Raw genomic sequence first — 22180 nt, forward strand, 5'->3', positions numbered from 1 at the left:
AATAGTGCTGAGCGAAAGCCAAAGGCGATCAACTACTAATCGTTATAGGAATCCAGACCGAGTGCTTCACGAATCACAGCTAATTTTTCAGATTCGCCATTTTTTGCGACCTGCTGCATAGCCTTGGTTGGTGCATGGATAAGCTTATTGGTAAGTTTGTTACTGAGCTCTGCTAACGCCTTTTCAGGCTCGGTACCATTAGCAATGGCTTGGAGACTACGCTGTAGTAGCTCCTGTTTAATTTGTTCGGCAAATTGACGATAATCTCGAATACTATCAACTGCTTCAAGTGAGCGTAACCACTGCATAAACACAGCGCTTTCTTCACTTATAATGGCTTCAGCTTGAATCGCTGCGACCTTACGCTGCTCACGGTTCTTCTCTACAATCGAGTGAAGATCATCAACAGAATATAAGTAAGCATCGTTCAATTCGCCAACTTGTTGTTCTATATCTCTAGGCACAGCAATATCCACCAACAGCATAGGTTGATGACGACGTTGTTTTAATGCCATTTCAACCATCCCTTTACCAACAATCGGCAATGGGCTTGCGGTTGAACTAATAACAATATCAGCGCGATGGAGGTGATCAGGAATTTCTTCAAGACTGATCACTTCAGCACCAAACTCTTGTGCAATGCCTTCTGCTCTCTCACGCGTACGGTTAGCAACAATCAAACTATTACAACCTTGTTCAACGACATGGCGAGAAACAAGTTCAATTGTTTCGCCTGCACCAACAAGTAAAATAGTAGCACCCGATAAAGACTCAAAAATTTGTCGCGCTAAAGAACACGCCGCATAAGCTACAGAGACAGCATTGCCGCCAATGTCCGTTTCAGTACGTACGCGTTTCGCTACTGTAAAGGTTTTTTGAAACAGCTTTTCTAAGGTGCCACCTACTGCTTCGTTGTCTTTTGATTCCGAATAAGACTGCTTCACCTGTCCTAGGATTTGCGGCTCGCCCAATACTAACGAATCAAGGCCACAAGCAACACGCATTAAATGACGTGCTGCCGCTTGCTCTTCATGAAAGTACAGGCTTGGCATCAGTTCTTCGGCTGTGATCTGATGAAATTTGGTCAACCAGTCAATGATCACACCCGGCCCTGACTGTGAAATCTCACAGTAAACTTCAGTACGGTTACAGGTAGATACTATAACCCCACTTAATACCTCAGGGTGGTTTTTCAGCTGCTGCAACGCCAAAGATAGCTTTTCAGGAGAAAAAGCTACTTTTTCGCGTAAATCAACAGAAGCTGTTTTATGGTTGATTCCTAATGCAAGCAAGGTCATGGAGACGGTGTACCCACTTCGCCAGTGAAAAAATCTAAGGAGGGGATTTTACTTGATGCCCTGACTTAATAAAAGGTAGCTGACGTAATCAATCAATAATGACTGCATTTTTATTGCCTTATTTGCCTAATTTACCCCTTATTTTTGCTTAATATTTGGCTTTAATTAAAATAATCGTTATTGTTTTTGCTCATTCTTATTACGAGCTTTCATCATGAGATTACGTAATTTAGCCTTTATTGCTATTACATTTTCCTTATTATCTGGCTGTGCGCAAACGCCCAAAAGCACCGCAAAAGTCGATTGGGAAATCCATCAAGCCCAATTAAAACACCTCACCGATTATCAAGCGAAAGGTGTGTTTGGCTATTTAAGCCCTGAGCAACGCATATCTCTCACCTTTAACTGGAAAAATCATGCTGATAAATACCAGTTAATCTTAACAAAAATGTACAAAACCGTCCTTAATCTCAATGCAGAGCCAGGCAACGTAACACTCATCGATCCTGATGGTAAAACCTATCATGGCACTGATGCTGCGCAATTAGTGAAGCAATTAACAGGAATCGAATTACCCCTATCACAAATGCGCGATTGGCTAATTGGTTTACCGACGGCTGCTGATACTTATCAGCTAAACAAAAATGATCAAGTCGCTTATCTCGCCAAAGAGATTGATGGTCAAGTATGGGAAATGCACTACAACACGTATAATGATCAAAGCCCTGCCTTACCCACACAAATGGTACTAAACCAAGGCAAACTCAAAATTAAAATAAAAATCTCTAACTGGTTAGCAAATTAAACAGCAAAGCATTTTCGATTACTCAAAATAGACGAGCATTGCATGAGTCAATACATCCCTTTTGGTGTCGCGAGCCAATGGCCAGCGCCAGCAAAACTGAATTTATTTTTATACATTACAGGCCAACGTCCAAATGGCTACCATGATTTACAGACGCTGTTTCAGTTTGTCGATTATGGCGATACTTTAACCATCACGCCACGTCGTGATAACCAAATTAATTTAACGCCTGCAATTGAAGGAGTTAAAACCGAAGATAACCTGATTTATCGCGCTGCAAATGCACTTCGTCAAGCCTCACATTGTGACTTAGGAGCCGATATTCATATTGATAAGATCCTTCCTATGGGAGGTGGTCTTGGTGGTGGCTCCTCTAATGCAGCCACAGCATTAGTCGCCCTCAATCATCTTTGGCAAACCCAGCTATCGGTTGATGAATTAGCAGATATTGGTCTTAAATTAGGTGCTGATGTCCCTGTTTTTGTCCGTGGTACTAGCGCATTTGCCGAAGGTATTGGTGAAAAACTGCAACCGGCAGAACCGCAAGAAAAATGGTTTTTAATCGCAAAGCCTGATATTAGCATTGCAACTGTCGATATTTTCACCCATCCAGAACTTCCGCGTAATACTAAAAAACGTAGCCTAGATGCACTGTTACGTGGAGTTTACGAAAACGATTGCGAGAAAATTGTAAGAAGTCTTAATCCCGAGGTTGATCAGGCGCTTTCGTGGCTGTTAGAATACGCGCCATCAAGATTGACCGGCACTGGCGCTTGTGTATTTTCAGAGTTTAATACGCAGGAAGAAGCCAACGCAATTTTGAAAATTTTACCTGACTGGCTCCACGGATTTGTCGCAAAAGGTGTCAACACGTCTCCTCTTATGACAACCTTAGCCGCACATTCTACGGATTGTCAGTAATTACAACTTGGACGCAACCTGAGGTTTACACCGTGCCTGATATGAAGCTGTTTGCTGGTAACGCAACACCAGAACTAGCCCAACGCATCGCTGATCGTCTTTATATTTCATTGGGAGATGCAACGGTTAACCGTTTCTCCGATGGTGAAGTATGTGTACAGATTAATGAAAACGTACGTGGTAGCGACGTATTCATTATCCAATCAACTTGTGCACCAACGAACGACAACCTAATGGAACTGGTTGTTATGATCGATGCACTACGCCGCGCTTCAGCTGGCCGTATTACAGCAGTAATTCCATACTTTGGTTATGCTCGCCAAGATCGCCGCGTTCGCTCTGCTCGTGTACCAATCACTGCAAAAGTAGTTGCTGATTTCCTTTCTAATGTGGGTGTTGACCGTGTTCTTACTGTTGACCTACACGCTGAGCAAATCCAAGGCTTCTTCGATGTTCCTGTAGATAACGTATTTGGTAGCCCAGTTCTTCTAGAAGACATGCTAGCCAAAGATCTTCAAGATCCTGTTGTGGTATCACCAGACATCGGTGGTGTTGTCCGTGCTCGTGCTATTGCAAAACTACTTGATGACACAGATATCGCTATCATCGATAAGCGTCGTCCACGTGCAAACGTATCTCAAGTCATGCACCTAATCGGTGACGTTGAAGGTCGTGACTGTATCATCGTTGATGACATGATCGATACAGGCGGTACCCTATGTAAAGCAGCAGAAGCGCTAAAAGAGCGTGGTGCAAAACGTGTATTTGCATACGCTACTCACCCAGTATTTTCAGGTAGTGCACTAGAGAATATCCGTGAATCTGTTATCGATGAAATTATCGTTACAGACTCAATTACGCTAACAAAAGAAATTGAAGCGACGGGTAAAGTATCAGTATTAACACTGTCAGGTATGCTAGCTGAAGCTATTCGCCGCATTAGCAACGAAGAATCAATTTCAGCAATGTTTGAGCACTAATTTGCTCACTCGGTTAGGTTGCCTTAATTTAACCGAATAAGATATTTAACGCCTCGCAATAGCGAGGCGTTTTCTTTTGTCTAGCCAGCAAAAACAGTGACTACGAAGAGCCATATCAATTTTAGTTAATTTAATATAATATATGGCGCGTTTTGAGCCCAACACCCAGTAACTCATTGTCACTATAATTTCAGGTGCAACCTGCTAAGTTACTGGTAAATGACAAGAGAGATAAACGTGAGTAATAATATTCGTTTGCTTGTTGGCCTCGCTAACCCGGGTCAAGAGTACGCCAACACCCGCCATAATGCCGGTGCATGGGTCGTTGAAGAATTAGCGCGCGTCCACAATGTAACCCTTCGCCCTGATCCCAAGTATTTTGGTTTAACAGGAAGAATTACAGCCAATGGACAAGATCTTCGCCTATTGATCCCATCGACTTTTATGAATCTGTCAGGAAAGTCGGTTGCTGCGTTAGCTAACTTCTTCCAAATCAAACCCGAAGAAATTTTAGTTGCTCACGATGAATTAGATTTACCACCCGGTGTTGCGAAATTTAAAAAAGGTGGTGGTCATGGCGGACATAATGGTCTTCGCGATATCATTAGTAAAATGGGCAACAATAAAGATTTCTATCGTCTGAGGATCGCTATCGGTCATCCAGGCGATAAAAACAAAGTCGCAGGCTACGTACTTGGAAAAGCACCTGCTAAAGAGCAAGAATTGATTGATGCTGCAGTAGATGAATCTGTTCGCTGCATTGATATCTTACTTAAAGACGGCTTAACAAAGGCGCAAAATCGCCTACATACATTCAAAGCAGAATAGCCACACATTTTCGCGTACTATTTTGCCGCTATAGATACAGTCATTCGTACTATAGTTGAGTTGTTACACAGAATAATCACCAAAAGGGTTTTAAACCATGGGTTTTAAATGCGGTATCGTAGGTCTACCAAACGTTGGTAAGTCAACTCTATTCAACGCCTTAACAAAAGCAGGCATTGAAGCAGCAAACTTCCCGTTCTGTACTATTGAACCAAACACAGGTGTAGTACCTGTTCCTGATCCACGTATGGATGCATTGGCAGTATTCGTAAATCCAGAACGAATTATGCCAACGACGATGGAGTTTGTTGATATCGCGGGTCTTGTTGCTGGTGCATCTAAAGGTGAAGGTCTAGGTAATAAATTCCTAGCTAACATCCGTGAAACAGATGCTATTGGCCACGTTGTTCGTTGTTTCGAAAACGATAATATTGTCCACGTTGCTGGCCGTATCGATCCGTTAGAAGACATGGATATCATCAATCTTGAGCTTGCGATGGCAGACTTAGATACGTGTGAACGCGCAATCCAGCGTTTAGCTAAACGCGCAAAAGGCGGTGATAACGATGCTAAGTTTGAAATCAAAGTACTAGAGAAGATGCTTCCTCACCTAACTGAAGGTGGCATGCTACGTGCACTTGAGCTGACAAAAGAAGAAAAAGCGGCGATCGATTACCTACACTTCTTAACGCTTAAGCCAACCATGTACATCGCTAATGTTAATGAAGATGGTTTTGAAAATAACCCATTCCTTGACAAAGTTATTGCACGTGCAGCTGAAGAAAATGCGGTTGTTGTTCCAGTATGTGCGGCAATGGAATCAGAGATCGCTGAACTGGATGATGAAGATCGTGAAGAGTTCCTTGCCGATATGGGTATCGAAGAACCAGGTCTTAACCGTGTTATCCGTTCAGGTTATCAGCTATTGTCTCTTCAGACTTACTTTACAGCAGGTGTTAAAGAAGTGCGAGCATGGACAATCCCTGTCGGTGCAACAGCACCAAAAGCAGCGGGTGTTATCCACACGGACTTCGAAAAAGGCTTTATTCGTGCAGAAGTTATTGGCTATGACGATTACATCAATTTCGGTGGTGAGTCAGGTGCTAAGGAAGCAGGTAAATGGCGTCTAGAAGGTAAAGAGTACATTGTTAAAGACGGTGATGTTGTTCATTTCCGTTTTAACGTGTAATTTGTAGCTTAGCCGCTAATTTTACAAATTCTATAAGCCAGCTTTATTAGCTGGCTTATTTTCATCTAAATATAAATTTCACTTATTTGTTAGCAATATAAATAACTTGATAGTGTTCACATTTTTTGAAGTTTTAAGCTGACAATCGTAATTTCAGTTTGTCATTCGCACACATCGCCCAAATATGCGCCGAACAAACGAATTTTGACGATATATTTAAAAAAACTATTGACGGTTTTCGCTGGTATGAGCATAATGCGCCCCGTTCCCGACACAGTGATTCGTTAAGAATCAGTGTTAAAAAACGGAAAATGGCTACGTAGCTCAGTTGGTTAGAGCACATCACTCATAATGATGGGGTCACAGGTTCGAATCCCGTCGTAGCCACCATTCAATTTTCACGTTAAAATTGAATATCGGTTCTAGAAACTGATAACATGCGGAAGTGGCGGAATTGGTAGACGCACCAGATTTAGGTTCTGGCGCCGCAAGGTGTGAGAGTTCAAGTCTCTCCTTCCGCACCATTCTCTCAATAGCGTTGAGAGATGCTTTTAAAAAGCACTAGTAGGTCTATCGCCAAGCGGTAAGGCAGCGGCTTTTGATGCCGCCATTCCCTGGTTCGAATCCAGGTAGACCTGCCATTATTTAAGAGTATTGATGAAATTCAGTATTCTGTGTTGGCTACGTAGCTCAGTTGGTTAGAGCACATCACTCATAATGATGGGGTCACAGGTTCGAATCCCGTCGTAGCCACCATTTATTCTTTAAATCAGCTTTTTACCAATTACTGATTTAAATTATACAACTAGAGACAACAGTTACTTGTAACTGACAATATGCGGAAGTGGCGGAATTGGTAGACGCACCAGATTTAGGTTCTGGCGCCGCAAGGTGTGAGAGTTCAAGTCTCTCCTTCCGCACCATTCTCTCTAGTTTGTGAAAAGTCTTGTATGAACAAGCGCTGTAGGTCTATCGCCAAGCGGTAAGGCAGCGGCTTTTGATGCCGCCATTCCCTGGTTCGAATCCAGGTAGACCTGCCATTATTTAAGATTGATTGTCTCGACGATTAATCATGCGGAAGTGGCGGAATTGGTAGACGCACCAGATTTAGGTTCTGGCGCCGCAAGGTGTGAGAGTTCAAGTCTCTCCTTCCGCACCATACACTAGAAACCCACTCTTTGAGTGGGTTTTCTTTTATCTAGCGATATATTATTAGATAAAGAAAAAGCCGATAGATCATGTCTCTCGGCTTTCTGCATTTCGTTATAAAAATAGCAAAATCTTTAACTAAAGACCCATCGCGTATTTCAATACTTGTTTTTTAATACCGCCAGCCCCATCAGCTAAACGAAGTCCTGCATTACGAATAAACTTTAATGGCGTGATGTTATTACTAAATGTCACATAGAAAAAATCCATCCCTGTTTGCATTATAAGGTTATCAGGACGACGACGACGTTGGTACTTATCAAGTACCGAACTTTCCGCCCAATGCTCACCTGCCGCTTCTATTTCTTGAAGTAAAACATCAACATCTTTAAAGCCAAGATTCACACCTTGGCCTGCTAATGGATTAATCGTATGAGCAGCATCACCTAATAAAACGACATTTGGCTTGTAATAGGTTTGTGCGTGACGACGCGTTAATGGAAAAGATCCATGATCAACCACACTGAACTCACCAAGCTCTTCAGGAAAAACGGCAGAGATCTCTGCATGCAACTGTTCGGTAGTCATATGTGATAGGCGTCGAATACGTTCAGGGCTGTCATACCATACTAATGAACCTTGATGTCCTGGCAACGGTAAGAATGAACGAGGGCCTGCTGGCGTAAACTGCTGCCAAGTAATATCTTGTTGCGGCAATGCTGTTTCTATATTAATGAGCATGCAGTGTTGGCGGTAATCCCACGCAGTAATACCAATACCGGCTTGTTGGCGTACTTGAGAATTAGCACCATCGGCACCAATTAATAATCGACACTGTAGCTGTTGAGTATTTTCTAGCTCAACGATATAGCCATTTTCAATCGATGTTGTTGAAACCATTTTTGATGGGCAATATAACGTCAAGTTCTCGATATTGTCGAATTGCTGCCAAAGCGCAAGTTGCAACAGGCGATTTTCAACAATATAGCCTAGTTGATCTAACCCCATGTCATCAGCATTAAAGCGTGTACGACATTCTGGATTTTCCCATGTTTCCAATCGTTTAAAAGGACACAAACGCATGTTGAGCACCTCATTCCATGCGCCTAACCGATCTAATAATGCAACGGAATGAGGAGAAATTGCGGAAACACGTAAATCCATCGGTTGTGTGTTTGCAAAAGGTCGAGGGGCAAAGCCTTCTAATACAGCAACATCTAAACCTAACTTCGCTAAGCCAAGCGCGGTTGCTGCCCCAACCATACCGCCACCCGCAACGATGACATCATACTGCTTCATTATTTACCTACCTATTACGTTCAGGCTCATTATTTGGTTATAATCCAATAAACCATCATAGTAACTCGAATTGTATAAAAAATTTTAATATATAAGGAATGTCACTAAGATAAACATTCTTTTATTGTGCAATCACTTTGATAATCAGGAAACAGTCTTACCATGCTAAAACGTTTTTTTACTAAATTTCTTTTATTTGTACTTTTGTTTCCTATATTTCTCGTGATTATTTTTAAGTTTATTAATCCACCATTTTGGGGATGGGAGATTAGCCGAACACTATTTCCACCTCAAGGTTACCCTGCGCACACTCAACATCAGTGGGTTAATTTAGATGAAATATCAAAAAATATGCAGTTAGCGGTGATTGCTTCAGAAGATCAAACCTTTCCTGAGCATCACGGCATTGACATACAAGCGACACTGTCAGTGTTAAGACACGAAGGTAAAAATGGGCCTGTACGTGGAGCCAGTACGATTAGCCAGCAAGCGGCTAAAAATATGTTTCTATTCCCAATACACTCATATATTCGTAAAGGTATCGAATTATATTTCTCTTTATTGATGGAAATAGTTTGGGGAAAAGAACGTATTCTTGAAGTTTACCTAAATATTATTGAATTCGGTCCTGGTATTTATGGTGTAGAAGCAGCAAGTGAACACTTTTTCCATATACCAGCCAGCCAACTAAGTATCCAACAGGCTGCACAGCTTGCTGCGGTATTACCAAACCCATATAAGATAAAAGCATCACCAATGAGTAATTACGTCTATCAACGTACTCTATGGATCCGCCGTCAAATGCACCAACTTGGTATGGTAACGCTCGATAAAGTCTATAATGAACAATCACTTTTTAAATCATTCCATCTTTACCCATAGATTGGAATAAACCCACAATTTATTCAGGGTGGTGATGTTCTGGTCAGAGCGAGTTTAAAGCAGTACAATACGCGGCTTGCTACAGGCGATGACTATCATGTCCCCTGTCAGCCCGTAATCTGAATGTAATGAAATCAACACTACGAGCGAAGAGTTAGAGATGGCGAAGAAACTGCTGATCAAAACCTGGGGCTGCCAGATGAACGAATACGATTCATCAAAAATGGCAGATCTTCTTAATGCAGCTAATGGCTTTGAGTTAACCGATATCCCAGAAGAAGCAGATGTTGTGCTACTTAACACCTGCTCGATCCGTGAGAAGGCACAAGAGAAAGTTTTCCATCAGCTAGGGCGTTGGAAAAAATTAAAAGATAATAAGCCAGATCTTGTGATCGGTGTCGGTGGTTGTGTAGCCACGCAAGAAGGTGACTCGATTCGTAAACGTGCACCGTATGTTGACGTAATCTTTGGTCCGCAAACACTGCACCGTTTGCCAGAGATGATTAAGCGTTCACAATCAAATGAAAAAACCGTTATGGATATCTCCTTCCCTGAAGTTGAGAAATTCGATAGCTTGCCTGAGCCTCGTGCTGAAGGCGCAACAGCATTTGTATCTATTATGGAAGGTTGTTCTAAATACTGTACTTACTGCGTAGTACCTTATACTCGCGGTGAAGAAGTGAGCCGTCCACTAGATGATGTACTGTTTGAAATTGCACAACTTGCAGAACAAGGCGTTCGTGAAGTCAATCTACTTGGACAAAACGTAAATGCTTATCGTGGTCCAATGCACGATGGAGAACTAGCAAGCTTTGCCGAGTTACTGCGTTTAGTCGCTGCGATTGATGGTATTGACCGTATTCGTTACACAACTAGTCATCCTATTGAATTTACTGATGACATTATTGATGTGTACAAAGATACACCAGAATTAGTGAACTACTTACACTTACCAGTACAAAGTGGTTCAGATCGTATTCTGACGATGATGAAACGCCCTCATACGGCAATAGAGTACAAATCTAAGATTCGTAAATTGCGTAAAGTTCGCCCAGATATCACAATGAGCTCAGACTTTATCGTCGCGTTCCCTGGTGAAACGGATCAAGATTTCGAAGATACGATGAAGTTAATTCGTGAAATCGACTTTGATATTAGTTACAGCTTTATCTTCTCTCCACGTCCAGGTACACCAGCAGCTGATTACCCTTGTGATTTGTCTGAAGAAGTGAAGAAAGAACGTTTATACGCACTACAGCAACAGCTAAACAGCCAAGCAATGCGACATGCGCGTCAAATGTTAGGTACAGAACAACGTATCCTTGTTGAAGGTCCTTCACGTAAAAACGTGATGGAACTGCGTGGCCGTACTGAAAACAATCGAATCGTAAACTTTGAAGGCTCTGCTGATTTAATTGGTCAATTCGTCGATGTGAAAATTGTTGATGTATTTACCAACTCCCTACGTGGCGAATTAGTACGTACTGAAGCAGAAATGGATCTACGTGTTGCAATGTCACCATCTGAAATGATGGCAAAAACACGTAAAGAAAATGAATTGGGTGTAGGCGTATTTACACCAGAGTAAACCGTTAGCTCTTGCTCTACATTGGTAGGCATGTACGTTTTACCTGAGTACGTCTCCTGCCCTGAACCTATGGCCGTCATCATGGCGGCCTTAATGAGAGGCAAACCTTGAGCAAAATAATTACTGTAGAATTTCAACTAGAGCCGGCTGATAACCAACGTTTATCTAGTCTTTGTGGCCCTTTCGACGATAATATCAAACAATTAGAACGTCGATTAGGGGTTGAAATTAATCACCGTAGCAATAACTTTAGCGTAGTTGGAAAAAACTATTCCGTAGAGGCTGCGACAAATATCATCAAAGATCTCTACGTTGATACGGCGCCAGTTCGTAACGTGATTCCTGATATCGAACCAGATCAAATCCACCTTGCGATCAAAGAATCTGGCATATTAGAGCAAACAACAGAATCTTCTATCCCATACGGTAAAGAAATTCACATCAAAACCAAAAAAGGTGTAATTAAACCGCGTACCCCTAACCAAGCGCAATATATTGCCAATATGGTGACGCATGATATAACCTTTGGTATTGGTCCAGCTGGTACAGGTAAAACCTACCTTGCCGTTGCCGCTGCCGTTGATGCATTAGAACGTCAAGAGATCCGACGTATTCTATTAACACGTCCAGCAGTAGAAGCTGGGGAAAAGTTAGGTTTCCTTCCTGGCGATCTAAGCCAAAAAGTCGACCCTTACTTACGTCCTCTCTATGATGCGCTATTTGAAATGTTAGGTTTCGAGCGTGTAGAAAAATTAATTGAACGAAATGTGATTGAAGTTGCCCCATTAGCATATATGCGTGGACGTACCCTTAATGATGCATTTATTATTCTAGATGAAAGCCAAAACACTACAGTGGAGCAGATGAAAATGTTCCTTACTCGTATTGGTTTTAATTCTCGTGCCGTGATCACAGGTGATGTGACGCAAATTGACCTACCTCGTGGTGCACGTTCAGGGCTACGTCATGCTATTGAAGTATTGTCTGAAGTTGATGAGATCAGCTTTAATTTCTTCTTAGCCGATGATGTCGTTCGACATCCTGTGGTAGCACGTATTGTTCAAGCTTACGAAGTATGGGAAAGCGAAGACCAAAAACAACGTAAGCTTGCAGAGCAACGCCGTCGAGCAGAGCAGGAAGCAAAAGAAGCGGCATTAGTTGCCGTCGCTACTGCGGCAAAGATAGAATCAGAAAAGAGTAATTAATGGCTATTTACCTCGATTTACAACACGCCACTGAGAGCCTGGACGGGTTACCGACAGAAGCTGAGTTTCAACAGTGGTTAAATGCAGCCGTTATCCCTTTTCAAGCTGATGCAGAAGTCACGATCCGTTTAGTTGATGAAAAAGAGAGCCATGCACTAAATCTCGAGTACCGTGGTAAAGATCGTCCAACAAATGTGTTATCTTTCCCATTTGAAGCGCCTCCTGGCATGGAATTGGAACTGCTTGGCGATTTAATTATTTGTCGTCAAGTTGTAGAAAAAGAAGCCGTTGAACAAAATAAGCCCCTAAAAGCACACTGGGCACATATGGTTGTACATGGCAGTCTCCATCTGCTAGGTTATGATCATATTGAAGATGAAGAAGCTGAAGAAATGGAAAATTTGGAAACAGAGATCATGCAAAACATGGGATTTGTTGACCCTTATATTTCTGAGAAGCTGTAATCATTTATATCGCGATTCATCCAACGATGAATCGCATTTCCGTGGCATCGTCCACTTAGCTGACAAGCTATTTGCTGAAAGTAAATAATGAACGAAGATAACTCTCCAACATCTGAAGGTCCGAGTAGAAAGTCCTTCTTTGAACGTATTGGCCAACTATTTCAAGGTGATCCACAAAACCGTGAAGAATTGGTTGAAGTTTTTCGAGATTCAGAAGAAAACGATCTAATCGACCATGACACTCGCGATATGCTTGAGGGTGTTATGGAAATTTCTGAAATGCGTGTTCGTGACATCATGATCCCACGTTCGCAAATGATCACGATTGAACGTTCTCAGAAGTTAGAAGATCTGATTGATTTAATTGTTGAAGCCCAACACTCTCGTTACCCAGTTATCAGTGATGATAAAGATCACGTAGAAGGTATCTTACTTGCTAAAGATCTCCTGCGTTATCTGCTTCCTGATAGCGAGCCTTTTGATATGGATAAAGTGCTGCGTCCCGCCGTTGTGGTGCCGGAAAGTAAGCGCGTTGACCGACTATTAAAAGAGTTCCGTGAAGAACGTTACCACATGGCTATTGTGGTTGATGAGTTTGGTGGTGTTTCAGGCGTTATCACCATTGAAGATATTCTTGAACAAATCGTTGGCGAAATTGAAGATGAATTCGATGACGAGGAAGAGCAAGATGTCCGTCAGTTAAGTAAACATACTTTTGCGGTAAAAGCACTGACAACCATTGAAGATTTCAATGAACTATTCCAAACCTCATTCTGTGATGAAGAAGTCGATACTGTCGGCGGACTTGTGATGATGAACTTTGGTCACCTACCAACACGTGGTGAAGTTGTTGAAGTTAATGGTTACTCGTTTAAAGTGACTTCTGCCGATAACCGTCGTGTTATCCAGTTACAAGTAACGGTACCTGACGAAGCATTTCAACCGACTATTACTTCTTAAAGAATGACAAAAAAATCATTATTATCGTGGGGACAGCTGCTTGCAGCTGTACCTGCGGGTGCAATTGCAACACTTTCTTTTGCACCTTATAACTACTGGCTTCTCGCGCCATTATCTCTCATCGCTTTTTTCTTTTTACTCCAACATAAAACAGCCAAACGTTCAGCCCTAATCGGTTTTCTTTACGGTTTAGGTATGTTTGGTACTGGCATAAGCTGGGTACACGTGAGTATAGATAACTTTGGTGGTATGCCAAAGATTGCAAGTGTCTTCTTAATGACACTGCTGATCAGCTACTTAGCACTATACCCTGCGTTATATGGCTATCTCTACAATCGCTTTAATCGTACTCGCCCTTTCCACCAGCTACTGTTAACAGGCCCTGTGATCTGGTTAATTTTAGACTGGATACGTGGTTGGCTATTTACTGGCTTCCCATGGTTATGGATGGGTTACAGCCAAATTGATACTCCCTTGGCTGCTATTGCGCCAATCTTCGGCGTTGAAGGTATTACCCTTGCCTTAGTGCTTATTTCCGGTGCGATTGTTGCTGCGATAACCTACCGTAATTGGAAACCATTACTGATCCCTATTGTCATTATTGGTTTGTCTTTATGGGCAGGAAAAGCACAATGGGTGAAACCTGATCATAAACACAGCGTGTCTGTCGCTTTAATTCAAGGCAATATTCCTCAAGACCAAAAATGGCTACCGAGCCAACGTTGGCCAACCTTGATGAAATATATGGATCTCACCCGTGAAAACTGGGGATCCGACCTTATTATTTGGCCTGAAGCTGCAATCCCTGCACTCGAAGCACATATTCCTGTTTTTTTACAAGGCTTAGATAATGCAGCCCGTGCCCATAACAGTACAGTGATCACCGGTATTCTTGATCAAAAACCTGATGGTCAGTTCTTCAATAATATCTTAACTCTCGGTGTGGATGCTGATGGTCCGTATAACTACGACACAGCAACACGATACAGTAAGCATCACTTACTCCCATTTGGTGAGTTTGTGCCGTTTGGCAATTTATTGCGCCCTATTGCACCGTTGTTTAACTTGCCAATGTCATCATTTAGCCGTGGTGCTTATATACAACCGAATATTCAAGCCCATGGCTATTCAATAGCACCTGCATTATGTTATGAAGTGGCATTTAGTGAGCAAATGCGTGAGAACATAACCAAGCACACGGAAATGCTACTAACGCTTTCTAATGACGCATGGTTTGGTCACTCTATTGGTCCTTTCCAACATATGGAAATAGCCCAAATGCGCGCATTAGAATTGGGGAAACCACTCTTACGTGCAACTAATACAGGTATTACAGCGGTCGTTGATTATAAGGGGATGATCACTAAAAAATTACCTCAGTTTGTCACTGGAGTACTAAAAGCAACGGTGATCCCAACGATAGGTATGACACCTTATACTACCATGGGTAGTTGGCCTTTATATTTCTATAGCTTCTGGGCTTTCGCGTTATCTTGGATCCTTATCCGCCGTCAACGTGGACATTTCCGTGACACAAGGCAATTAGAAATAGAATAAGATACTCAAAAAGGTGAAGCTTTAAACTTCACCTTTTTTTTCAGCTCATGGTATGTTGAGTTGAATAACAAAATAAATATAGAAAGAACACTTAATAATGAGAACCTATGATTCGTAAGGCTTCCCTTGGTACTTACGCAACCCACAAGGATCGGATAATGAAAGCGATACATAAACTATTTGTAACCTTATGTGCCTGTGCCGTAATGCTGAGTTCAACGTCTGTGTTTGCACAAGATAGCGATACAAAAATCGCATTAGATCATTTTTACCAATCACCGCAAACACAACCTTTCTTTAACTCAGCCTATGGCTATGCGGTTTTTCCATCTGTCGGTAAAGGTGGCTTCTGGGTTGGTGGTGCTTATGGTAAGGGCGTTGTCTTTAAAGCGAATAAAGCCACTGGATTTGCAAAACTATTTCAAGTTTCTATTGGCTTACAATTCGGGGGGCAAGCTTACAGCGAGATTCTGTTTTTCCAAGACAAACGTGCTTATGACAATTTCGTCAGCGGCAGCTTTGAGCTAGATGCCCAAGCATCAGCAGTAGCCATAGATGAAGGCGCATCTGCAAAAGCGGGAACCGCGGGTGCCGGTGCTGGCTCTAATGGTAACTATGCAACAAAAAGTTACATCAATGGCGTAGCCATTTTCACCAAAACGAAAGGCGGCGCCATGGTTGAAGCATCACTGGCTGGACAAAAGTTCACTTTCGAGCCGATGACAGAAGCAACGCGAAAAGTAAAAGGTTACGATAACGATGTTCCCCAAGGGCTTCAGCAGCCAGCAAAACAGAAACAGCAAAAACCAGCAGCAACGTTAACTCAACCCCAAGATGATTCTGCTGTTGTGGTTGATACTATCGAGCGCCCTGACGATTTTTAACGCCTAAGCGTCATGACTTATTCTAAAATAAAAAACGCAGCCTATTCGCTGCGTTTTTATTTTTTGCATTAATCCCCTATACGAAGATTAAGGCTCTAAAGGCTGACGATTAAACTCTACGCAACCGCACTTAATGCATGGCTCAATACGAGTCACATGCGTAATGGTTTGTTGATGACCACATTTTTCACAAACTAAATGTCCAAGTCCAACCAGCTCACCTGCGCGATACACTCCTTTATGTTTAATATCATCCATCACCTCAATCCACTCTAATTGTGTTTTGTCTGTGATCTCAGCAAGGTGTCGCCATACTGTTTCACTTACTAACTTATAGAATGGACTTTCTTTAAACGGTTCAGGGCTATTTTTCACTTCATCACTGAATGTTTTTAAATCACTTTTTAAATATGCTTCGATCAGTGCAAGTTCATCTTTGGTCATATCGCTGGCGGCTTTACCATACAGTTCAGTCGTCTCAATAAACTTCTTAAGCTCGTGTGGGCTATTCTTTAATGTCTCTGTTACTTTTTCTAATAGTGCTTCGTAATGTGCTTTTTGCTGAGTCATGATGTTTCTCCTTAGCCTATATTGACTAAAAGCGTGCTGAAATACCGCCAAATAGAAGATTAAAGGTACCGAATTGCCTTCAGCTATTGTTGACACCTTTACCTTTGGTTATTCTATGTCGATTAATTTTAATGTGTTTATATTAAACTCACAAAATCCCGGATGTCATCGATGCAAGAACAATATCGTCCACAGGACATTGAACAAAAAGTTCAAGAACATTGGGACAACAAAAAAACATTTGTTGTTAGTGAAGACCCTAATAAAGAAAAATTCTATTGTCTGTCCATGTTCCCGTACCCTAGTGGTCGACTGCACATGGGTCACGTGCGTAACTACACTATCGGTGATGTTATCTCTCGCTACCAGCGCTTACAAGGTAAAAATGTAATGCAGCCAATCGGCTGGGATGCATTTGGTCTACCTGCTGAAAATGCGGCAGTAAAAAATAAGACAGCCCCTGCACCATGGACTTACGAAAACATTGAGTACATGAAAAACCAGCTTAAGCTATTAGGCTTTGGTTATGATTGGAACCGTGAATTCGCAACGTGTACGCCAGAGTACTACCGTTGGGAACAAGAGTTTTTCACTAAGCTTTACAATAAAGGCCTAGTTTATAAGAAGACTTCATCTGTTAACTGGTGTCCTAACGACCAAACTGTACTTGCTAACGAGCAGGTTGAAGATGGTTGTTGTTGGCGTTGTGATACACCTGTTGAGCAAAAAGAGATCCCACAATGGTTCATTAAGATCACTGAGTACGCGCAAGAGCTACTTGACGATCTTGACAACCTTGATGGCTGGCCTGAAATGGTTAAAACCATGCAGCGCAACTGGATTGGTCGCTCTGAAGGTGTTGAACTAACATTTAACGTTAAAGGTCAAGACGATCTAGAAGTTTATACTACCCGTCCTGATACCCTTATGGGGGTTACATTTGTCAGCATTGCTGCAGGCCACCCGCTTGCTGCAAAAGCGGCTGAAAATAACCCTGCGCTTGCCGATTTCATTCACGAATGCCGCAATAACAAAGTTGCAGAAGCCGATCTTGCAACGATGGAAAAGAAAGGCATGGATACAGGCTTAACAGCTATCCACCCACTAGATGGTCGTGAAGTACCAGTTTACGTTGCAAACTTTGTACTGATGGATTACGGCACAGGTGCGGTAATGGCAGTACCTGCGCATGATCAGCGTGACTTTGAATTTGCAACAAAATACAACATCGACATCATGGCGGTTATCAAGCCTGAAGATGGTAGCGATGCTGACATTTCTGAGGCGGCATACACAGAAAAAGGTGTACTGTTTAATTCAGGTGAATTCGATGGCCTTAACTTCCAACAAGCGTTCGATGCAATTGCAACGAAACTTGAAGCTGAAGGCAAAGGTAAAAAGACAGTTAACTTCCGTCTACGTGACTGGGGCGTTTCTCGTCAACGTTACTGGGGTGCGCCAATCCCAATGGTCACAACTGAAGATGGCGAAGTTCACCCAGTACCTGCAGATCAACTACCCGTGATCTTGCCTGAAGATGTGGTAATGGATGGCGTAACGAGTCCAATCAAAGCGGATAAAGAGTGGGCAAAAACTACCTTTAACGGTGAACCAGCACTTCGTGAAACAGATACATTCGATACTTTCATGGAATCGTCTTGGTACTACGCGCGTTACTGTTCGCCACAAGCTGACGATATTCTAGATCCAGAAAAAGCGAACTACTGGCTACCTGTTGATCAATACATCGGTGGTATTGAACACGCATGTATGCACCTACTGTACTCTCGCTTCTTCCACAAATTGCTACGTGATGCAGGCTACGTAACGTCTGACGAGCCATTCAAACAATTACTATGTCAAGGCATGGTACTGGCTGACGCATTCTTCTATACCACAGAGAAAGGCGGTAAAGAGTGGGTTGCACCAACAGATGTAACTGTTGAACGTGACGGTAAAGGTCGTATCACGTCTGCTGTTGACTCTCAAGGTCACAACGTTGAACACTCAGGCATGATCAAAATGTCTAAGTCTAAGAACAACGGTATCGACCCTCAAGAAATGGTAGATAAGTACGGTGCTGATACCGTTCGTCTATTCATGATGTTTGCATCACCTGCCGACATGACACTTGAATGGCAAGAATCAGGCGTTGAAGGCGCTAACCGTTTCCTTAAGCGTGTTTGGAAACTCGTACGTGAACATACAGCGAAAGGCGCAGCTGAAGCAGTTGATACAGCAGCACTAACTGCAGATCAAAAAGCACTTCGTCGTGATATTCACAAAACCATTGCAAAAGTAAGTGATGATATTGGTCGTCGTCAGACATTCAACACTGCAATTGCTGCTATCATGGAGCTGATGAATAAGCTGGCTAAAGCCTCTCAAGAATCAGTTCAAGATCGCGCAATTCTTGATGAAGCACTAAAAGCAATTGTTACTATGCTTTACCCTATCACGCCACATATCTGTTTCGAAATGTGGGCGGCACTGGGCGAAACTGATATTGATAATGCGCTATGGCCACAAGCTGACGAAAAAGCATTAGTTGAAGATGAGAAGCTGATCATTGTTCAAGTTAACGGTAAGCTTCGTGCTAAGTTAACAGTTGCAGCAGATGCAACAAAAGAACAAGTTGAAGAATTTGGTCTAAACGATGAGAACGTCATTAAGTTCACTGATGGTTTAACGATCCGTAAAGTCATTTACGTACCGGGTAAACTGCTTAACATTGTTGCTAGCTAATTAGGTTATTTTCTCTGTTAGTGCATCTAGCAGAGCGAGTAACCTTAAGATCCCCGCTTCTGCGGGGATCTTTATAATAACCGTTCAATTTTATTTTGCGCCTAGCGCACCTTCTTTTACTTCAAGGAGCTGACTTTCGTGAAAAGTTTTTTCTCGGCCAACAGCCTAACTCGACTACTTATCATTACTCTTCTCGCGCTAACAACAGCTTCTTGTGGCTTCCACCTTCGCGGTAATTACATGCTTCCTGACGGTATTGCTAAACTATCATTAACCAGTTTTGACCCTTACGGTCAGCTAACCCGTATGGTTAGATACCAATTTAAACTCCATGGTATTAGCGAAGTTGCACCTGCGAAAAATGTGCCGAACCTAAATATAAACAGTGAGTCTCAAGGTGAGCGCACTTTATCGATTTATCAAAACAACGGTAAAGCGGAATACGATTTAACCTTAACGGTTAATTACTCAGTCACTATCCCTAATCAAGGTCAGCAAACGTATACCACCAAAGTGACTCGTACGTTCCTTGATAACCCATTAACAGCATTAGCGAAGTCTGTTGAGCAAGATGAATTGGTTAACGTTATGCGTGAACAAGCCGCGCAACAAATTATGCGTAAATTAGCGCGTCTAACCGCCGTATTTAATAAGATTGAAGAAGATAAATTAGACTCTCAATTAAAAGAAATTCTTAACGAAGAAGATAAAAAAGAATCTTCAGATGAGACAGGTAAAACGATTATTACAACGTTACCTGCTAAGCAGTCAAATACAGTTATTGAGCATGATAGTCATAACGCGCAATGAGAGTTTATCCTGAACAACTGACGCAGCAACTCAATAAGGGCCTGCGTCAGGCTTACCTTTTATTTGGTAATGAGCCACTACTTAAACAAGAATGTGGTGACAATATTAAGCAACTTGCTCAACAGCAAGGCTTTCTTGAGCGCCACCGTTTTACCATTGATAACCAGTTAGATTGGAATCAAGTTCTCGATTGCTGCCAAGCCATGAGCTTATTCTCAGCCCAGCAAATCATTGAATTAGAATTTCCAGAAACAGGGCTTAATGCTAACCAAGCAAAAGCCTTTTTAGAGATTGTTGCACACTTAAACCCTGACATTCTTTTATTACTGACAGGCCCTTATTTAAATAAGAAGCAAGAAGCGACAAAGTGGTTTAAAGCACTTGATAGCTTAGGCTTATATGTGCCATGTAATACCCCCGACGCTAAACAAATGCCGCGCTTTATTCAAACCCGCTGTCGAATGCTCGGTTTAAAGCCAGATCATGAATCGGTACAAATGCTAGCGCAATGGCATGAAGGTAATTTACTGGCGTTAGCACAAAGCTTACATAAGCTGGTTTTACTTTATCCTGATGGTGAACTAACCATTATTCGCCTACAAGAAGCATTAAGTCGCCATAATCACTATACCCCTTTCCAATTGGTTGATGCGGTATTAGCAGGACAGGCAAAACGCAGCCAACGCGTGCTTCGTCAATTGCAAGGTGAGGGAGTTGAAGCCACGATCTTATTACGTACCTTGCAACGAGAGTTAACCCAGCTCTATAAGATGCAAGAGATGGGGAAAAAAGGGACACCACTTAATATCATTTTTGAGCAATTTAGAGTGTGGCAAAACCGCCGTGAAATTTATATTGGTGCACTTCATCGCTTACCGTTGTCGCGTTTAGTAAAGATCATTCGGCAATTAACTCAACTTGAAATCCAGGTTAAAACTGATTACGACACCACACCATGGCCAGCCCTTAGTGCCCTGTGTGCTGAAATCTGCGGCTTAGAAACTCACTTACAACACACATAATTCTATATAAATACGGTCTTCAGTCATTGTTGACCGTTTTTTTTATAAAACTAACCTTAAGCGGTCGAAAAATCACCGTCTGAACCATGTCCTTTTATCGCTGTCAGATAAGAGCGTGGTATACTTCCGATCTTATTACGGTCGCAACCTTTTTACCTATCCTAGCCAGTAGTAAAATAGATCATAACGACTAAACATTTATTAAACGCTTATTGAGGGAATCCCTTTGCAAGTTCAAGAACTACACGATTTCATTGTTGATAAAATTGACGACATTAAAGCACAAGACATCGTAACAATTGATGTTCGTGGTAAATCAAGCATCACAGATGTAATGGTTATCTGTACTGGTACTTCAAACCGTCACGTGAGCTCTATTGCTGATCACGTAAACAAAGAATCAAAGTTAATTGACTTCCCTCCATTTGGTATTAGTGGCGAAGAAGAAGGCCAATGGGTGATCGTTGATATGGGTAACGTAATGCTACATATCATGCAAGAAGATGCTCGCCAAGTATACCAACTGGAGAAGCTTTGGAGCTAAGTGAGTCATGAAGCTTCAATTAATTGCTGTTGGCACAAAAATGCCTAAATGGGTTGAGGAAGGCTATAAAGAATATAGCCGCCGTTTCCCTAAAGATATGCCTCTGGAATTGATTGAGATCCCAGCAGGTAAGCGCGGAAAAAATGCAGACATTGCTCGTATCCTTCAAAAAGAAGGTGAAGCGATGTTAGCTGCCGTTGCTAAGGGTAACCGAATTGTTACTCTAGATATTCCTGGCAAACGCTGGGATACCGAGCAACTAGCAGGTCAGCTAGAAGTTTGGAAACTTGATGGTCGCGACGTCTCAATTTTAATTGGCGGACCTGAAGGCCTTTCACCAGCCTGTAAAGCAGCTGCAGAGCAAAGCTGGTCACTATCACCATTAACACTTCCGCACCCGTTAGTGCGTGTCGTTATGGCAGAAAGTTTATACCGTGCATGGAGCATCACGGCTAACCATCCGTACCACAGGGAATAACC

The 22180-nt window shown here is 42.2% G+C and carries 20 protein-coding genes and 7 tRNA genes; 24 read left to right on the top strand and 3 right to left on the bottom strand.

Features of this window, described 5'->3' with window-relative positions; translation table 11 throughout:
* Positions 1-35: 35 nt before the first annotated feature.
* Positions 36-1298 (bottom strand): glutamyl-tRNA reductase, encoded by a 1263-nt coding sequence (gene hemA, locus C9J40_RS19080; RefSeq protein ID WP_107205384.1) that lies wholly within the window; start codon positions 1296-1298, stop codon positions 36-38.
* A gap of 214 nt (positions 1299-1512) precedes the next feature.
* Between hemA and lolB the strand changes: the two genes are divergently transcribed.
* From lolB to C9J40_RS19140, 12 genes are all read left to right on the top strand, one after another.
* Positions 1513-2103, top strand: coding sequence for a lipoprotein insertase outer membrane protein LolB (gene lolB, locus C9J40_RS19085; RefSeq protein WP_107205383.1), 591 nt, complete (start codon positions 1513-1515; stop codon positions 2101-2103).
* A 42-nt stretch (positions 2104-2145) separates the two neighbouring features.
* A complete protein-coding gene (gene ispE, locus C9J40_RS19090) occupies positions 2146-3024 on the top strand; it encodes a 4-(cytidine 5'-diphospho)-2-C-methyl-D-erythritol kinase (protein ID WP_107205382.1) in 879 nt (292 codons plus the stop codon).
* Positions 3025-3056: 32 nt separating this feature from the next.
* The gene (locus tag C9J40_RS19095) at positions 3057-4004 is read left to right on the top strand and encodes a ribose-phosphate pyrophosphokinase (protein ID WP_005370023.1); all 948 of its coding nucleotides are present in this window, start codon (positions 3057-3059) and stop codon (positions 4002-4004) included.
* Between the two features lie 237 nt (positions 4005-4241).
* On the top strand, positions 4242-4832 hold the full coding sequence (gene pth, locus C9J40_RS19100; protein ID WP_045153818.1) for an aminoacyl-tRNA hydrolase: 591 nt from the start codon (positions 4242-4244) through the stop codon (positions 4830-4832).
* Between the two features lie 97 nt (positions 4833-4929).
* A complete protein-coding gene (ychF, locus tag C9J40_RS19105; protein ID WP_107247682.1) occupies positions 4930-6021 on the top strand; it encodes a redox-regulated ATPase YchF in 1092 nt (363 codons plus the stop codon).
* A 313-nt stretch (positions 6022-6334) separates the two neighbouring features.
* Positions 6335-6411 (top strand) — tRNA-Met (locus C9J40_RS19110).
* Between the two features lie 49 nt (positions 6412-6460).
* Positions 6461-6545: transfer RNA gene (locus C9J40_RS19115), tRNA-Leu, on the top strand.
* Between the two features lie 42 nt (positions 6546-6587).
* Positions 6588-6662 (top strand) — tRNA-Gln (locus tag C9J40_RS19120).
* Positions 6663-6700: 38 nt separating this feature from the next.
* Positions 6701-6777: transfer RNA gene (locus C9J40_RS19125), tRNA-Met, on the top strand.
* Between the two features lie 82 nt (positions 6778-6859).
* Positions 6860-6944, top strand: a tRNA-Leu gene (locus tag C9J40_RS19130).
* A gap of 42 nt (positions 6945-6986) precedes the next feature.
* Positions 6987-7061 (top strand) — tRNA-Gln (locus C9J40_RS19135).
* Positions 7062-7095: 34 nt separating this feature from the next.
* A tRNA-Leu gene (locus tag C9J40_RS19140) sits at positions 7096-7180 on the top strand.
* 128 nt (positions 7181-7308) lie between these two features.
* Here the strand turns inward: C9J40_RS19140 and C9J40_RS19145 are convergent.
* Positions 7309-8469 carry a 2-octaprenyl-3-methyl-6-methoxy-1,4-benzoquinol hydroxylase gene (locus C9J40_RS19145; protein WP_107205380.1) on the bottom strand — a complete coding sequence of 387 codons (1161 nt, stop codon included), beginning with the start codon at positions 8467-8469 and terminating at the stop codon, positions 7309-7311.
* Positions 8470-8631: 162 nt separating this feature from the next.
* Here C9J40_RS19145 and mtgA point away from each other — a divergent pair, with 162 nt between their 5' ends.
* The 7 genes from mtgA (at position 8632) to C9J40_RS19180 (ending at position 16009) form a co-directional block, all read left to right on the top strand.
* Positions 8632-9351, top strand: a complete 720-nt coding sequence (gene mtgA / locus C9J40_RS19150) for a monofunctional biosynthetic peptidoglycan transglycosylase (protein WP_107205379.1) — start codon at positions 8632-8634, stop codon at positions 9349-9351.
* 160 nt (positions 9352-9511) lie between these two features.
* The gene (miaB, locus tag C9J40_RS19155) at positions 9512-10939 is read left to right on the top strand and encodes a tRNA (N6-isopentenyl adenosine(37)-C2)-methylthiotransferase MiaB (RefSeq protein WP_107247683.1); all 1428 of its coding nucleotides are present in this window, start codon (positions 9512-9514) and stop codon (positions 10937-10939) included.
* Positions 10940-11046: 107 nt separating this feature from the next.
* On the top strand, positions 11047-12144 hold the full coding sequence (locus C9J40_RS19160; RefSeq protein WP_107205377.1) for a PhoH family protein: 1098 nt from the start codon (positions 11047-11049) through the stop codon (positions 12142-12144).
* Positions 12144-12608, top strand: coding sequence for an rRNA maturation RNase YbeY (ybeY, locus tag C9J40_RS19165; RefSeq protein WP_107205376.1), 465 nt, complete (start codon positions 12144-12146; stop codon positions 12606-12608). Before C9J40_RS19160 ends, ybeY begins: the two co-directional genes overlap by 1 nt.
* Before the next feature lie 87 nt (positions 12609-12695).
* Positions 12696-13568, top strand: coding sequence for a CNNM family magnesium/cobalt transport protein CorC (corC, locus tag C9J40_RS19170; protein WP_107205375.1), 873 nt, complete (start codon positions 12696-12698; stop codon positions 13566-13568).
* A 3-nt stretch (positions 13569-13571) separates the two neighbouring features.
* Complete coding sequence (lnt, locus tag C9J40_RS19175; RefSeq protein ID WP_107205374.1) at positions 13572-15125, top strand: apolipoprotein N-acyltransferase; 1554 nt, start codon at positions 13572-13574, stop codon at positions 15123-15125.
* Positions 15126-15283: 158 nt separating this feature from the next.
* Entirely contained in the window at positions 15284-16009 is a 726-nt protein-coding gene (locus C9J40_RS19180; protein ID WP_107205373.1) for a YSC84-related protein, read from the top strand.
* 87 nt (positions 16010-16096) lie between these two features.
* Here C9J40_RS19180 and C9J40_RS19185 read toward each other — a convergent pair whose 3' ends face one another.
* Positions 16097-16579, bottom strand: coding sequence for a zinc ribbon-containing protein (locus C9J40_RS19185; RefSeq protein WP_107205372.1), 483 nt, complete (start codon positions 16577-16579; stop codon positions 16097-16099).
* A 171-nt stretch (positions 16580-16750) separates the two neighbouring features.
* Here C9J40_RS19185 and leuS point away from each other — a divergent pair, with 171 nt between their 5' ends.
* The 5 genes from leuS to rlmH all read left to right on the top strand — a co-directional run bounded on the left by leuS (position 16751) and on the right by rlmH (position 22178).
* Entirely contained in the window at positions 16751-19324 is a 2574-nt protein-coding gene (gene leuS, locus C9J40_RS19190; protein WP_107247684.1) for a leucine--tRNA ligase, read from the top strand.
* 138 nt (positions 19325-19462) lie between these two features.
* Positions 19463-20134: an LPS assembly lipoprotein LptE gene (gene lptE / locus C9J40_RS19195; RefSeq protein WP_105060815.1), complete on the top strand. Its 672-nt coding sequence runs from the start codon at positions 19463-19465 to the stop codon at positions 20132-20134.
* Entirely contained in the window at positions 20131-21156 is a 1026-nt protein-coding gene (gene holA, locus C9J40_RS19200) for a DNA polymerase III subunit delta (protein WP_107247685.1), read from the top strand. Before lptE ends, holA begins: the two co-directional genes overlap by 4 nt.
* 226 nt (positions 21157-21382) lie before the next feature.
* Positions 21383-21700 carry a ribosome silencing factor gene (rsfS, locus tag C9J40_RS19205; protein WP_005363382.1) on the top strand — a complete coding sequence of 106 codons (318 nt, stop codon included), beginning with the start codon at positions 21383-21385 and terminating at the stop codon, positions 21698-21700.
* Positions 21701-21707: 7 nt separating this feature from the next.
* The gene (gene rlmH / locus C9J40_RS19210) at positions 21708-22178 is read left to right on the top strand and encodes a 23S rRNA (pseudouridine(1915)-N(3))-methyltransferase RlmH (protein ID WP_005363385.1); all 471 of its coding nucleotides are present in this window, start codon (positions 21708-21710) and stop codon (positions 22176-22178) included.
* Positions 22179-22180 lie beyond the last annotated feature (2 nt).

The sequence above is a fragment of the Photobacterium sp. GB-72 genome, from assembly GCF_003026095.1.
GTDB lineage: Bacteria > Pseudomonadota > Gammaproteobacteria > Enterobacterales > Vibrionaceae > Photobacterium.